This is a genomic window from Streptomyces sp. NPDC006261 (assembly GCF_040613515.1).
Classification (GTDB): domain Bacteria; phylum Actinomycetota; class Actinomycetes; order Streptomycetales; family Streptomycetaceae; genus Streptomyces.
Genome location: NZ_JBEXSI010000070.1, coordinates 1 through 13,648, shown reverse-complemented (window position 1 = coordinate 13,648; position 13,648 = coordinate 1). Strand labels below are relative to the sequence as shown.

At 73.9% G+C, this 13,648-nt stretch carries 12 protein-coding genes; 4 read left to right on the top strand and 8 right to left on the bottom strand.

Translation table 11 applies throughout. From position 1 onward, the window contains the following. The first annotated feature begins 114 nt into the window (after positions 1-114). The 3 genes from ABZ154_RS30715 to ABZ154_RS30705 are packed head-to-tail and all read left to right on the top strand — an operon-like array spanning position 115 to position 3,610. Complete coding sequence (locus ABZ154_RS30715; protein ID WP_356837644.1) at positions 115-1,329, top strand: lycopene cyclase family protein; 1,215 nt, start codon at positions 115-117, stop codon at positions 1,327-1,329. Further along, positions 1,326-2,042 (top strand): class I SAM-dependent methyltransferase, encoded by a 717-nt coding sequence (locus ABZ154_RS30710; RefSeq protein WP_356837643.1) that lies wholly within the window; start codon positions 1,326-1,328, stop codon positions 2,040-2,042. The genes ABZ154_RS30715 and ABZ154_RS30710 overlap by 4 nt, the downstream gene beginning before the upstream one ends. After that, complete coding sequence (locus ABZ154_RS30705; RefSeq protein WP_356837642.1) at positions 2,042-3,610, top strand: NAD(P)/FAD-dependent oxidoreductase; 1,569 nt, start codon at positions 2,042-2,044, stop codon at positions 3,608-3,610. The genes ABZ154_RS30710 and ABZ154_RS30705 overlap by 1 nt, the downstream gene beginning before the upstream one ends. A 22-nt stretch (positions 3,611-3,632) precedes the next feature. Here the strand turns inward: ABZ154_RS30705 and ABZ154_RS30700 are convergent, their stop codons facing one another. The 8 genes from ABZ154_RS30700 to ABZ154_RS30665 all read right to left on the bottom strand — a co-directional run bounded on the left by ABZ154_RS30700 (position 3,633) and on the right by ABZ154_RS30665 (position 13,190). Beyond that, on the bottom strand, positions 3,633-4,649 hold the full coding sequence (locus ABZ154_RS30700; protein ID WP_356837641.1) for a DUF5914 domain-containing protein: 1,017 nt from the start codon (positions 4,647-4,649) through the stop codon (positions 3,633-3,635). Then, positions 4,646-5,665, bottom strand: a complete 1,020-nt coding sequence (locus tag ABZ154_RS30695; protein ID WP_356837640.1) for a phytoene/squalene synthase family protein — start codon at positions 5,663-5,665, stop codon at positions 4,646-4,648. Before ABZ154_RS30695 ends, ABZ154_RS30700 begins: the two co-directional genes overlap by 4 nt. Beyond that, on the bottom strand, positions 5,662-7,167 hold the full coding sequence (locus ABZ154_RS30690) for a phytoene desaturase (protein ID WP_356837639.1): 1,506 nt from the start codon (positions 7,165-7,167) through the stop codon (positions 5,662-5,664). Before ABZ154_RS30690 ends, ABZ154_RS30695 begins: the two co-directional genes overlap by 4 nt. Continuing rightward, positions 7,164-8,417, bottom strand: coding sequence for a polyprenyl synthetase family protein (locus tag ABZ154_RS30685; RefSeq protein ID WP_356837638.1), 1,254 nt, complete (start codon positions 8,415-8,417; stop codon positions 7,164-7,166). Before ABZ154_RS30685 ends, ABZ154_RS30690 begins: the two co-directional genes overlap by 4 nt. 542 nt (positions 8,418-8,959) lie before the next feature. After that, the gene (locus ABZ154_RS30680; RefSeq protein WP_356837637.1) at positions 8,960-9,871 is read right to left on the bottom strand and encodes a class I SAM-dependent methyltransferase; all 912 of its coding nucleotides are present in this window, start codon (positions 9,869-9,871) and stop codon (positions 8,960-8,962) included. Positions 9,872-9,898: 27 nt separating this feature from the next. Then, positions 9,899-10,996, bottom strand: a complete 1,098-nt coding sequence (locus ABZ154_RS30675; protein WP_356837636.1) for an NAD(P)-dependent alcohol dehydrogenase — start codon at positions 10,994-10,996, stop codon at positions 9,899-9,901. 2 nt (positions 10,997-10,998) lie between these two features. Then, positions 10,999-12,429 carry an aldehyde dehydrogenase family protein gene (locus tag ABZ154_RS30670; RefSeq protein WP_356837635.1) on the bottom strand — a complete coding sequence of 477 codons (1,431 nt, stop codon included), beginning with the start codon at positions 12,427-12,429 and terminating at the stop codon, positions 10,999-11,001. A gap of 8 nt (positions 12,430-12,437) precedes the next feature. Beyond that, positions 12,438-13,190, bottom strand: a complete 753-nt coding sequence (locus ABZ154_RS30665) for a (5-formylfuran-3-yl)methyl phosphate synthase (RefSeq protein ID WP_356837634.1) — start codon at positions 13,188-13,190, stop codon at positions 12,438-12,440. Positions 13,191-13,420: 230 nt separating this feature from the next. Here ABZ154_RS30665 and ABZ154_RS30660 point away from each other — a divergent pair, with 230 nt between their 5' ends. Next, positions 13,421-13,600, top strand: coding sequence for a hypothetical protein (locus ABZ154_RS30660; protein WP_030565313.1), 180 nt, complete (start codon positions 13,421-13,423; stop codon positions 13,598-13,600). Positions 13,601-13,648 lie beyond the last annotated feature (48 nt).

Sequence of the window (13,648 nt, the reverse complement as noted above, 5' to 3'; positions counted from 1 at the left end):
GGTTTCCGACGGCACACGGGCGCGTCGCACGCATCCGTCCGGCCCCTCGGTGCGGAAGGATTCCGTACCTGGCCAGCCGGAGGGATCCGTGCCCGTCCAATCGAAAGGGGAGCCGTGCCTGACCCCGACGTCGTCATCGTGGGCGCCGGAGCGGCCGGGTTGAGCCTGGCGTACCACCTGTGCGCGCCGGGCGGCGCCGTCCCGCTGTCGGTCGTGCTCGTCGACGCCCCGCCGGGGCCCTTGAGGCCGCCGCCGCGCACGTGGTGCTACTGGGAGCCGCCGGGCGGCGCCTACGACTCCGCTCTTGCTGCCTCCTGGCCGCGACTGCGGGTCCGGGCAGCCGACGGGGCGGCCACGGTGACCGACCCGTCCCCCTACCGCTACAAGATGCTGCGGTCGGACGCCTTCGAAGCCCTGGTCGGCCGTCGGTTCTCCGGTGCCTCGTCCTTCCGCCGGATCGAGGCGACGGTGACCGCCGTACGCGACGCGCCCGGCGGCGGCGGGGAAGTGCTCGCCCAGGGCGGACGGGTTCTCGTACGCGGCCGCCGGGTCTTCGACTCGCGCCCGCCCCGCCGTCTGCCGCCCGCCCGCACCACCCTCCTCCAGCACTTCATGGGCTGGTTCGTCCGCACCGAGCGCCCCTCCTTCGACCCGCAGACCGCGGACCTGATGGACTTCCGTACGCCGCAGCCCTCGCGAGGACTCTCGTTCGGCTACGTCCTGCCGCTCGACCCGCAGACCGCCCTGGTCGAGTACACCGAGTTCTCGCCCGCCCCGCTGGCCACCGAGGACTACCTGCGTGCCCTGCGCCACTACACCCAGGAAGTCCTGAAACTGGGGGAGTTCCGGGTCACCGCACAGGAGCGTGGTGTCATCCCCATGACGGACGGCCACTTCCCGCGCCGAGAGGGGCGCTCCGTGCACCGCATCGGAACCGCCGGAGGCGCGACCCGCCCCTCCACCGGATACACCTTCGCGGCCGTGCAGCGGCAGAGCCGGTCCGTCGCCGGTCGGCTCCGCGCCGGACGCGAGCTGCGGATGCCCGCGCCGTACGGGGCCCGGCCCCGCGCGATGGACGCGGTGATGCTGCGGGCGCTGGACAGCGGCCGGGTGGACGGCGCCGACTTCTTCACCCGGCTCTTCCGCGGCGTCCCCGGCGAACGGCTGCTCCGCTTCCTGGACGGCAGCGCACACCTCCACGAGGACCTGCTGATCGGCCTGCGGACCCCGGTCGCTCCCATGCTGCGTACCGTCCTCGAACTTCCCTTCCTGACCAGACACGAACCGCCCCCGTCCCCACCGACCGGCCACGAGAAGAGCACGCCATGACCCTGTTGCGGGACGACGTACTGTCCGCGGCCTTCGATCACGGCTCCGCCGCCTACGACCGCCTCGTCGCGGCCAGCCCCGGCTACCACGCCCACCTGCGCCGCTCCGCCCGCCGGTTGGGGCTGCCCGACGGCGGGCGCGGGCTGCGCGTGCTCGACCTGGGATGCGGAACGGGTGCCTCCACGGCCGCGCTCCTCGCCGCCGCCCCGTACGCCCGGATCACCGGCGTCGACGCCTCCGCCGGCATGCTGGACCGGGCCGTGGCGAAGAGCTGGCCGCCAGGCGTCGACTTCGTGCACGCCCCGGTCGAGGAGCTGGCCGACAGGCTGCGCCCCGGCTCTTTCGACGCGGTGTTCGCCGGATACCTCTTCCGCAACCTCACCGACCCCGACACGGCCCTCGACCTGGTACGCGGCCTGCTCGCCCCGGACGGCCGCATCGCCGTGCACGAGTACACGCTCGGGGGATCGCCCGTCCACCGTGCCGTGTGGAACACGGTCTGCGCCGCGATCGTCCAGCCTGCCGGGCGGCTCGCCGGGGACGCCGAGCTGTACAGCCATCTCCGGCGCAGTGTCATCGAGTTCGACACGGCTTGCGCGTTCGCGGGGCGGCTGCGCCGGGCCGGGTTCGCCGACGTACGCGTCCTCCCGCTGCCCGGCTGGCAGGCGGGGATCACCCACACCTTCGTGGGCCGCGCGGGGGAGGGGGTGTGATGTTCCTGCGTGACAGCGACAGCGACAGCGGCACAGGCCACCGGCGCGGCCGGGACCGGCGGGCGGCCGTGGTACCGGCCCCCGGCGGACGCGCCCGCTTCACGGGACAGGCCCCCACCGCGGCGGTCGTCGGCGGCGGCATCGCCGGGCTCGCGGCGGCCACCCTGCTGGCGGAGCGCGGCGTACACGTCACCCTCCACGAGAGCGGACCGAGCCTGGGCGGACGGCTGTCCGGCTGGCCCACCGAGCTCGCCGACGGCACGAACGTCACCATGAGCCGGGGCTTCCACGCCTTCTTCCGGCAGTACTACAACCTGCGTGGCCTGCTGCGCCGGGTCGACCCGGGCCTCGACTCGCTGACCCGGCTGCCCGACTACCCCCTCCGGCACAGCTCCGGCCTCCACGACAGCTTCGCCCGGGTGCCGCGCACCCCTCCCCTCAGCGCCCTCGGCTTCGTCGCACTCAGCCCCACCTTCGGTCTGCGAGACCTGGCCCGGATGAACCCGCGAGCCGCCCTGCCGCTGCTGGACGTCCGGGTGCCCGAGGTCTACGACCGGCTCGACTCCATCAGCGCCCATGACTTCCTCACCCGTATCCGCTTTCCCGAAGCGGCCCACCACCTGGCGTTCGAAGTCTTCTCCCGCAGCTTCTTCGCCGACCCGCGCGAACTGTCGGCGGCGGAACTGGTGCTGATGTTCCACATCTACTTCCTCGGCTCCAGCGAGGGCCTGCTCTTCGACGTCCCCGACGAGCCGTTCCCCACCGCCCTGTGGGATCCCCTCCACCGCTACCTGGAAGGCCACGGCGTCGACGTACGGACACGGACACCGGTCCGGGAGGTGCGGCCGCTGCCCGACGGCGGGCTGGACGTCACCACGGACGACCGCACCACCCGGTACGACGCCCTCGTCCTCGCCCTGGACAGCGGCGGCCTGCGCCGTGTCGTCGCCGCATCCCCGGAGCTGGGCGACGCCGACTGGCGGGCCGGGATCGACCGGCTGCGTACCGCCCCGCCGTTCCTGGTCTCCCGGCTCTGGCTCGACCGGCCGGTGGCGTACGACCGGCCGGGTTTCCTGGGCACCAGCGGCTACGGGCCCCTGGACAACGTCAGCGTCCTGGACCGCTGGGAGGGCGAGGCCGCCCGCTGGGCCTGGCGCACCAAGGGCTCGGTCGTCGAGCTGCACGCGTACGCCGTCGCGCCGGACGCCGACCGGGGAGCCGTACAGACGGAGGCCCTCCGGCAACTGCACCGGATCTACCCGGAGACGCAGAGCGCCCGCATCGTCGACGAGCGCCACGAATGGCGGGCGGACTGCCCGATGTTCCCCGTGGACGGCTACCGGGACCGGCCGGCCGTACGCAGCCCCGACCCCGCCGTCACGGTGGCCGGGGACATGGTCCGCACCGGGCTGCCGGTGGCGCTGATGGAACGCGCGGCCACCAGCGGATTCCTCGCCGCGAACGCCTTGCTGGAGCGGTGGGGCGTACGCGGTCAGACGCTCTGGACCGTCCCGCGTGCGGGGCGCTCGGCGGCGATGCGCCGACTGGCGGGGCTGGGGGCCGGCTGACGTAAGGAAGGGCTGCGGACCGTCAGCCCGGGAGACGTCCGGCGGCGCGGAGCTCCCAACGCCTCTCCGCGTACGCCAGGTCGTCCCGCCACAACCGGCCGGCCGAGGCACGCATCAGCGGGCGCAGCAGCGGCGCGGCCGCCCGGGCTACGGCGAACCCGCGACGGTCCGAGGCCGCGACCAGCGCCTCCGTCACGGCGGTTCGGGGCCGCCCCCGCTCGTCCGGGGCCAGGGGAGTGGCGTGCGTCTCCACAACGGACCCCGCGCCCTCGCCCTCGACGATGTGCATGACGACCGTACGGGGCTCGGGCGCCGTGAACCGCGCCCTGACCGGGACCACCAGCCGCCCGGCGACCTTGAAGGACACGTCGACCATGAAGCCGCCGTCGTCCTCCGGGGAGTCGGCGGGCGTCCCGGTCACCGTCAGATCCACGAAGGAGTACGGGTGGAACCACGCCCCGTGCCACGGGTCGAGCCGGTTGGCCACCACGTCCTCCGGCTCGCAGCCGCCCACGCCCGTGCAGACCGCCTCCACGGCGTCCCGGACCCTCGGCCGGACCGGAACGTACGGCCGCTCCGAAGGCGTCTCGCCGCCCACCCGGTCCAGCCGTACCCAGAGCAGGACCCCGTCGTCGAAGGCCGGGTAGGGCTCCCACCCGGCGAACGGCCCGCCGTCCAGGGCCAGCCCGTGCCAGTGGCAGACCAGCGTGCCGCAGCGGACGGGGCTGTCGCGCAGCGGCGCTCCCAGGTGCGGGCACGCTCCCGGCCCGGTGCGGAGCTTCCCCTCGCCGTCCCGCCACGCGACCACCTCGGTGGAGCCGACCGTGACGCCGAGGGTCCGGCCCGGAGGAAGGTCGCGTGAGGCGCCGATGACGTACCAGTTGCCGGACGGCCGGGCCTGCGCCCGCTTGAGGGCGTCCGCGATGAGCCCCGGCTTCGCCTCGCGCCACGTCGGTGCCTGCCGTTCCCACGGGACGGGCGCGCGCCGCAGCCGCAACGGAACACGGCCGGGCCGGGGGCGTCCTGCCGCGGGGCTCATACCGCCTCCTCGTGTACGGGGGCCACGCGCGGCCGGGACGACGGGGAGGCACAGGGTTCCGCGACCGGCCCTTCGCCTCCACGCCGCCGCACCGCCCGTGCGGCGACCGCCCGCACCAGCCCGTCCACCGCCACGACGGCCCGTCGTCGCCGCGGGACGACCGACCGGCGGTGCAGGACCGCGTACCCGTCGGCCTCGATCGCGTCCAGGATGCCGCTGTAGAGCACGAACGCGGTACGGATACAGGGCCGCGACACCGGGGCGAGCATCGCGATCCCGGGCAGGGCGTCCCGGTACACGGCCCGGTTGTGGGCGGCCGCGGCCCGCAGGACGTCGGTGATCCGCGCGTCCCGGGTCCCCGTCCTCCGGCTCCACTCGAAGCGCTCCCGGCCCACCCCGTGCGCGGTCAGCAGCTCGGTCGGCAGATAGAGCCGGCCTCGGTCCAGGTCCTCGCCCACGTCCCGCAGAAAGTTGGTCAGCTGGAAGGCGACACCGAGCGCGGCCGCGTGCGGAGCGGCCTCCTCGCGCGGCCTTACCGTCCCGAGCACCGGCAGCATCTGGAGGCCGATCACGGCGGCCGAGCCGTGCATGTACCGGCCGAGCTCCTCGTACGAGGCGTATCCGCCGACCGTCAGATCGCTGCGCATGGAGGCCAGGAAGTCGGCGAAGTGCCGGCGGTCGATGCCGTACCGCCGAGCGGTGTCGGCGAGGGCGCGGATCACCGGCTCGGTGGCCCGGTCCCGCCGCAGCCCTGCCTCCAGCTGGGCCTCCAGGGCGAGCAGGGCGCGACCACGCTCCCCAGGGGTGGCCGTACTGTCCAGATCGTCCACGATGTCGTCGGCCCAGCGGGCGAAGCCGTACAGGGCGTGGACCGCCGGGCGCCGGTCGACGGGCAGCAGCCGCGTCGCGAGGAAGTACGTCTTGCCGTGGCGTGCGTTGAGTTCCCGGCAGCGGGCGTACGCCGCGCGGAGGACGGGTTCGTGGATGCCGGCGGCGTCGAGTTCACGGACGGTCATGCAGCAGTGCCTCTCCAGACGGTACGGGGGCCGGTGATCCTTTCCGCTGCCAGCTTCCCGGAGAGCAGGACGGTCGGCACGCCGACGCCGGGCGTGGTGCCGCACCCCGCGAGGACGGCGTTGACCGTGCCCCGCACCAGGTTGCGCGGGCGGAACGGGCCGGTCTGCGGGAACGTGTGGGCCACGGAGAACGGGGTGCCCGCCGCATGCCCCTGGGCGGTCCAGTCGACCGGCGTGACCAGCCCCTCCTCCTCGATCGCCGCGCCCAGCCCGGGCATCTCGCGGCGCTCCAGCTCGGCCAGGAGCTCGTCCCGGTAGCGGGGCCCCAGCTCCCCCCACTCCCGCACGCCCGGCCCGATCTCGGTGTTCGGGCAGGGCGCCAGCACGTAGTGGAGGTGCTTGCCGGGCGGGGCGAGGGAGGGGTCGGTGGCGGTGGGCCGGGTGATGAGGAGGGAGGGGTCCGACATCAGCTCCCCGGTGCGGGTGAGTTCGCGGAAGGTGCTCTTCCAGGCCGCGCCGAACGAGATGGTGTGGTGTGCCAGATCCGGCCAGGTGCGGTCCGTGCCCGCGTGCAGAATCACCGCGGACGGCGAGTGGCGGAGGCGCAGGGGCCGGTGGGGGGAGCGGCCGAGCAGCCGGTAGGTGACGGGGAGATCGGGGGTCAGCACCACCGCGTCGCAGGGGATGCGCTCCCGGTCGGTGACGACGGCGGTGACCCGTTCACCCGAACGCTCCAGCCGGGTCACGGTCTGCCCGTACCGGAACGCAGCCCCCGCCTCGGCGGCCGAGTCCGCCATCGCCCGGGGCAGCGCGTGCATCCCGCCCTTGGGGAAGTACACCCCGGCTACCGTGTCCATGTAGGCGATGACGGCGTACGCCGCGAGTGCCCGGGCCGGCGGGACGCCCGCGTACAGTGCCTGGAACGAGAAGATCCTGCGCAGCCGTTCGTCCGAGACGAAGTGTCCGATCCGCGCGTCGAGCCGGCCGAAACCGCCGAGGGCGGCGAGCCGCGCGAGATCGGGGTGGGCGAGCTGGAGCGGCGAGTCGAAGTTGGCGTCGATGAAACGGCGCATCTGCACCCGGTAGAGGCGCTCCAGCCAGACCCTCAGCCGCCGGTAGCCGACCGCCTGCCGGGCCCCGGCGAACTGCTCGACCGCGGCCTCCATCGCTGCCCCGTCGGTGTGCACGTCGAGCTGGGACCCGTCGGCGAACCTGGCCCGGTAGGCGGGGTCCAGCGGGATCAGCTCCAGCCGGTCGGCCAGTCGGTCCCCGACGGCGGCGAAGGCCTCTTCCACCAGGTCCGGCATGGTCAGCACGGTCGGACCGGTGTCGATGCGGAAGCCGCCCGACTCCAGCAGCCCGGCCCGGCCACCGGGCCCGGCGTCCCGCTCGACCACCGTGACCCGGCGGCCCGCGCCGAGGAGATGGAGGGTCGCGGCCAGCCCCGCCAGACCGGCACCGACCACCACCACGTGGTCGACGGGCCCCTTGACCGTGATCACCGGACACGTCCTCCTTCGGCGGGGGTCAGGACCCGGGTCGTGGCCGCCAGGGTGTCGCGCTCGCGCATGTCATCGGGGGAGTTCCCTGAGCGACTGCCGGAGACGGTGTGCAGCAGGCCGAGCAGCTGCCGTCCGCCGTGCGCGTCCAGGTCGACGGCTTCGCCCAGGCGGCGTACGGCGTGGTCGCGGAGGCGCTCCGCCTTCCGCTCCACATGAGCGCGCGCGCCGGTCGCCTCGAAGACCCCGCGTACGTCCGCGAGATCCTCCTCGGTGACGTCGGCGTTGCCCACGGCGCGGCCGAGGACGGCCAGCGCCCCTTCGTCGCCCGCGGCCTCGGCCCGCTCCCGGGCGACGGCGAGGAGGTAGGTCGGCTTGCCCTCGCGGACGTCGTCGCCGGACGGTTTCCCGGTCCGCGCCGGGTCTCCGAAGACCCCGAGCAGGTCGTCCCGGAGCTGGAAGGCGATCCCGGCGCACCGGCCGGCCGAACGCAGTGCGGCCGTGGTGCGCTCATCGGCGTCGGCCAGGGCGGCCCCGATCGCCAGGGGCCGCTCGACGGAGTACAGGGCGCTCTTGAGACAGGCGGTCCGTATCGCCCGCGCCGCCGAGGAGCCACCGGTGGCCTGGCCGTGCAGGTCAAGGTACTGCCCGGCGACCATCTCGGTCCGCAGGGAGCGCCAGATGGACCGGATCCGGTGGCGTACGGGGGCGGGCAGCGCCGTCTCCGTGACGGTGTCGTCCGCCCAGGCCAGCGCGAGATCCCCGGCCAGCACGGCGGCGGAGGTGCCGAACGCGGAGCCTCGCTCCGAGTCCGGGGACAGCCCCGCCCGGCCGGCGAGGCCGATGTGCATGGCGGGCTTTCCCCGGCGCAGCCGCGAGCGGTCCATCACGTCGTCGTGGATCAGCGCGCAGGTCTGGATGAGCTCCAGCGCGACCCCCAGCCGCAGCGCGGCCGCGGTGGACCCGGCGTCCGCCGCACCGCAGGCCCGCATCCCCCACCACAGGAGGCGGGGACGCATCCGCTTGCCCCCGTCCAGCGTGAAGTCGGCCACCCGCCCGGCCAGGTCCCCGGCGAACGAGGCGTCGATCTCGGACGCCTGGGCGACCCTTTCCGAGAGCACCGCCCGGGCGGTGCGCAGGACGGCGCCGGCCACGTCCGCGTCGACGGCCCCGGCGCCCGTGGCCGACGGTCCGGGGCCCGCCGGGAGCGGGCCGGCGGCGAAGGCGTGTTCCACGGCCGGGATGCGGGCCATCTCACGTCCTTCCGGTCAGGTTGGGCGGCGAACCGTTCGCCACTCCTTCCGCACACCTACCCCGTTCGGATGCGGTGAGGCAGGGCTGATCGGGCGCGCGGGCCGCGCGGGGAAGGAAGCGGTGGTCAGAGACGATCACGACAGTTGCACCCTCCCGGCGGAGAAACACCCGAGGAGGCGTCCCGGGAAGCGACGGCCCGCCCGTTCGGCCTACGGGAGCGGGCTCGTGTCTCTCGTACGGCCCCGGCAGCGCGGGGCGGGCGAGGCGGGGTGAAGGGCCGGACGGCCGGTCACCTGCGGGCGAGTTGCCTGCGGTGACCGGCCGTCCGGGAAGGGTGCGCCTGACCGGGCGGTACGCGACAGGGGCTGGGGCGACGGACTGCCCCAGGTAGACACTGCGACCGGGCTGGTAGCCCTTGCCCTCGACCGTGACCTGGGTCTCCTCGCCGAGCTCGGTGACCTGAGACCGCCAGGTACCTCTTCGGCTGCGCGACGCACGAGGGTGACGGATCTCCCCGGAATGCCGCGCACGCGGTCCGCGTCTACGTCCGCAGCGGCTTGTCCGCGAACACCCACCGGTTGCCCGCCAGCGCGTCGTTCTGCTCGGGCAGCGGGCCGCGGCCGTGCCGACGGGTGAAGTCGAAGGGGGTGTGGACCGCGGTGGACCAGCCCTTGTCCGCCAGATCACCGGCGGAGTCGGGCCGTGTCTCCCTGTCGAACAGGTCGAGCAGGTCGATGCCGAGTTGGCGGTGCGTCGACGTGTAGAGCGGGCTGTCCCGGTACTCCAGCAGGTCCTTGTCGAGCTTGACCTCGAAGGCCAGCGCGCTTCCCCCCGCGCTCAGCCGGTCCACCGTATCGATGAGGTAGCTCTCGGCGGCGGGGGGCAGATAGAACAGCAGCCCCTCGACCAGCCAGACGCTCGGCGCGGCCGGGTCGAAGCCGGCGCCGGGCAGGGCGCCGGCCCAGTCGGCGCGCAGATCCATCGGGAGCGGAACGCGCGCCGCCTTCGGGGTGGCCGACAGACCGCCGAGCACCTGGTGCTTGAACGCCAGCACCTCTCCCCGGTCGATCTCGAAGATCACACAGCCGGGAGGCCAGTCGAGCCGGAACGCACGCGAATCCAGCCCCGCCCCGAGTAGGACCACCTGGCGGACGTTCCCCGTATGCACCGACTGGAGCAGGAAGTCGTCGAGGACCCGGGTCCGCAGCCCGAAGTACCGCGCGAACCGTCCCCACAGCGGGTTCGCGTCCCCGTCCGGCACCTCCCGTGGGTGGACCGGCCAGCCCGCGGACGCCGGGGCGGCGCGCACGAAGTGCTCCGCGTAGGCGTCCTGCGCCAGGCTGTCGGGGCGGTGCGTCTCGATCGCCCGCGCGGCGGCGACCAGAAGGGCGGTCACACCGACCCCTCCTGCCACACCTTCCACACCGGCGTTCCGGTGCGCTGTATCGACCATGTGCACTCCTCTTGGTGCGAGTAGAGATCACGCCTGGTGCGGAATCAGGACCGGCTTGACCACGAGGCCCGCCTCGCAGTCGCGTTCGGCCTCGTTGATGTCGGCGAGCGGATACGTACGGATCAGCTGGTCGAAGGGGAACCGCCCGGCCTGCCACAGCGCGGTCAGCCGCGGGATCAGCAGCCCTGGCACCGCATCCCCCTCGCAGATGTGGGAGATCTTCCGGCCACGGTCCAGGGTCCCCGGTTCGAGCGGCAGCGCGGTGTGCAGCCGGGCCACCAGCCCCAGATGGCCGGTCGGGCGCAGCGCCCGGAGCGCGTCGTTGATCAACTGGGCGGAACCCGTGGTGTCCAGCGCGTACTGCGCGCCGCCGTCCGTCAGCCGCTGGATGCGGCCCGGCAGGCCGGCAGACTCCGAGTGCACCGGGACCGCGTTCAGCTTCTCGGCGAGGGCCAGCCGTTCCGGGTGCCGGTCCACCGCCACGGCCACCGCCCCGGAGGCGGTCGCCGCCATGACCGCGGCCAGGCCCACCGCCCCCGCGCCGAAGACCGCGACCGTGTCGCCGGGGCCGGCGCCGAAGGAGTTGAGGACCGCTCCGGCGCCGGTGAGGAAGCCGCAGCCGAGCGGCCCGAGCAGGGAGAGAGGGAGCGAGGGATCGACCCGTACGGCGTTGCGGGCCGGGACCATCGCGTACGCGGCGAAGGAGGACTGGCCGAACCACCGCGGGGCCAGAGCGCCCCCGGCCGCGTCGGTGAACCGCGCCGCGTTCTCCGGGCGCCCGCCGAGGAGATTGAGCGGGGCGAACCGGTCGCAGTAGGCGGGGGCCGCGCCCAGGCAGCTCCGGCACCGTCCGCAGGAGTCGAAGCTCAGCACGACATGGTCGCCGGCGACGAGACCGGTGTGCGGGCCACCCGTCTCCACCACCACCCCGGCCCCCTCATGGCCGAGGACCGCCGGCAGCGGTGAGCGGCCCGCCGAACGCCGGACGGCCAGATCGGTCCGGCACATCCCGCAGCCCGCGATCCGGACCAGGATCTCACCCTCGGCCGGCCCCGCGTTCAGGATCACCTCCTCGACGGCGAACGGGTCCTCGTACGAGCGCAGTACCGCCGCATCGAACCTCATCGTCAGCCCTCCCGCGGACGGTGTACGACGAAGGGCCTGAGGTTCCCGTAGAGCCCCCACGGCCCGCCCGCGACGCCGACACCGCTCTCCTTGACACCGGCGAAGGGCTGGGCGAGGGACAGTTCGGCGTGGTGGTTGATCCACGCCGTCCCGCACTCCAGCCGGTCGGCCACCGCTCCGGCCCGGTCCAGGTCGGTTCCCCACACCGAACCGCCCAGCCCGAAGGGGGTGGCGTTGGCCGCTTCGACGGCTTCGTCCAGGCTCCGGTACGGCAGCACCGGCAGGACCGGACCGAACTGCTCCTCCGTCACCACCTGGCTGCCGGCCGGGACATCGGCCAGGATGGTCGGGGCGTAGAAGTAGCCCGGCCGGTCCAGCCGGTGGCCACCGGCCACGGCACGGGCCCCGGCCGCCAGCGCCTGGGCCGTGCACCGTTCCACCCGGGCCAGTTGGGCGGCGTTGTTCAGAGGCCCCAGCTCCGTGCCGGGGTCGAGACCGGCCCCGACGACGACGGTCTTCGCCCGTTCCGCGAGGGCCTCGACCACCTGGGAGTGGAGGCGGGCCGGGGCGTACACGCGCTTGACCGCCATGCACACCTGCCCGCAGTTGCGGAACGCCGCCCAGAACAGCCGGTCGGCGATCTTCTCCACGTCCACGTCGTCCAGCAGCACGGCGGCGTCGTTCCCGCCCAGCTCCAGGGTGACCCGGGCGAGGCCGGGCGCCGCGGCCCTGGCGACGGCCCGCCCGGTGGGCACCGAACCGGTGAACGTCACATGGCGGATCCCCGGGTGCGACGCCAGGACGGCGCCGAGGGGCTCGCGGCCGGTGACGACCGCCAGCACGCCTTCGGGGAGCGTGGCGGACAGGACGGACCCCAGCAGCCGGGTGGCGAGCGGGGTGAAGGGGGAGGGCTTGAGCACCACCGTGTTGCCCGCGGTGAGGGCGGGCGCGAACTTCGCCGAAGCGAGCTGGAGGGGAAAGTTCCACGGGACGATGGCGGCGACCGGCCCGAGCGACCGCCAGCGGATCTCGCTGTGCACCGGCCTGCCGTCCGCGATCGTCCGGATTTCGGGGGCCATGCCGGCGAAGTAGCGCAGGCGGGCCGCCGTACGGGCGACCTCCGCGTACGACTCGGCCAGCGGTTTGCCCTGTTCGCGGGTGAGCAGGGGAGCGAGGTCCGCCCCGGCCGCCTCCACGGCGTCGGCCGAGGCGAGCAGGGCGGTGGCGCGGACGGCGGGGTCGGACCGCCAGCTCCGCCAGGCCTCGTGGGCCCGCGCGACGACGTCGTCCAGCTCCTTTGGCCGCCGGTCGGGCGCCTCGCCGAAGGCCTCGCCCGTCGCCGGGTCGACGACGGCGAAGTGCTCGCCGCGGGGGCGGGGGCCGGCATGGGACTGAGGAGGACCTGTTCCGGCGAGGGGCCTACGGGGGTCCACGCCGGTGGTCAGAGCGCGACCGCCGTGGTCGCGTGCTCCCGGGCATGCCGGTCCATCTCCGCCCGGAAGGCGGCCACCAGCCGCGGCTGGATCCTGCCGGTGTTGCGGTCGCCCCCCTCGCAGACCGCCCCGCGCACACCCACGATGTCCGTCCCGATACGGGTCAGCGTCGCGAGGTCCTCCACCTTCACGCTGCCCGCCAGGGCGGCGAGCAGACGGGCCTCGTGGGCCAGCCGGACGAACTCCGCGCACGCCTCCGGAGAAACGTGGTCGAACAGCCGGGTCCCGTCCTTGACCGCGGTGTCGAGCATCGCCGCGTCGGAGCCGGAGCGACGGGCGATGTCCGGCAGCGCGAGCGGGTTGACGCAACCGATCCGGTGCGCGTCGGCGTACCCCGAGGCGACGACGAACGCGTCCGGCCGGTAGTCCTTCACGGCCCGGACGACCCCGCTCATGACCTCGACGGCCTGGTCGGGCGTCGTGCATCCGTAGAGGCCGACCTTGATGTACGTGGCTCCGGAGACGGCCGCGCCGAGCGCCGCCTGGGCCACCGTGCCGGGCTTGTACGGTACGTCCCCCACGGTGGCGGAGACCGGCTTGTCCGCCGGGACCGCTCCGCGGATCTCTCGGATGACCCACGGGAAGTTCGCGCCGAGCGAGCCCTCGTCGGGCTTCTTGACGTCGACGATGTCGAGGTGTTCGGCCGCCTTCGCGCACTCGAGGGCCTCTTCGACACCGTCAGGGGAGATGAGAAGCAGCAACGTGGTTTCCTTCCACCGCGTGTCCACCGGCCGGAGGGCAGGTGCGCGGATTCGCCGGGACCTTGCGCGGTCGGCTCATCCTGGCTGCGGCCCGTGGCCTCCGGCAGGGCGCGCGGGATGGCGAACGGGGCACTCCCGTGACGTGCTCACGCCCCCATTCCGCGCCCTGGGCCGTCTGACCCCGCGATTGACGGGCATACGGGGTTCACCACACTAGGAAGGGAATCACCATGCTCGGTATAGCTGCGGCAGTTCTGTTCTTCATCGCCTTCCTGATCAACGCGGCGGACATCTCGACGAACGACGTGTTCGCATCGACCAATGTCATGCTCATCGGTCTGACCCTTCTCGCCCTGCACGTGGCGGGGGTCGGTTCCGGCCTGCGCACCGGTGCGTCGCGCAGGCGCTGACGCACGGAACACCTGGCAGGGCGGGTCCCGTACACCGGTGTACGGGGC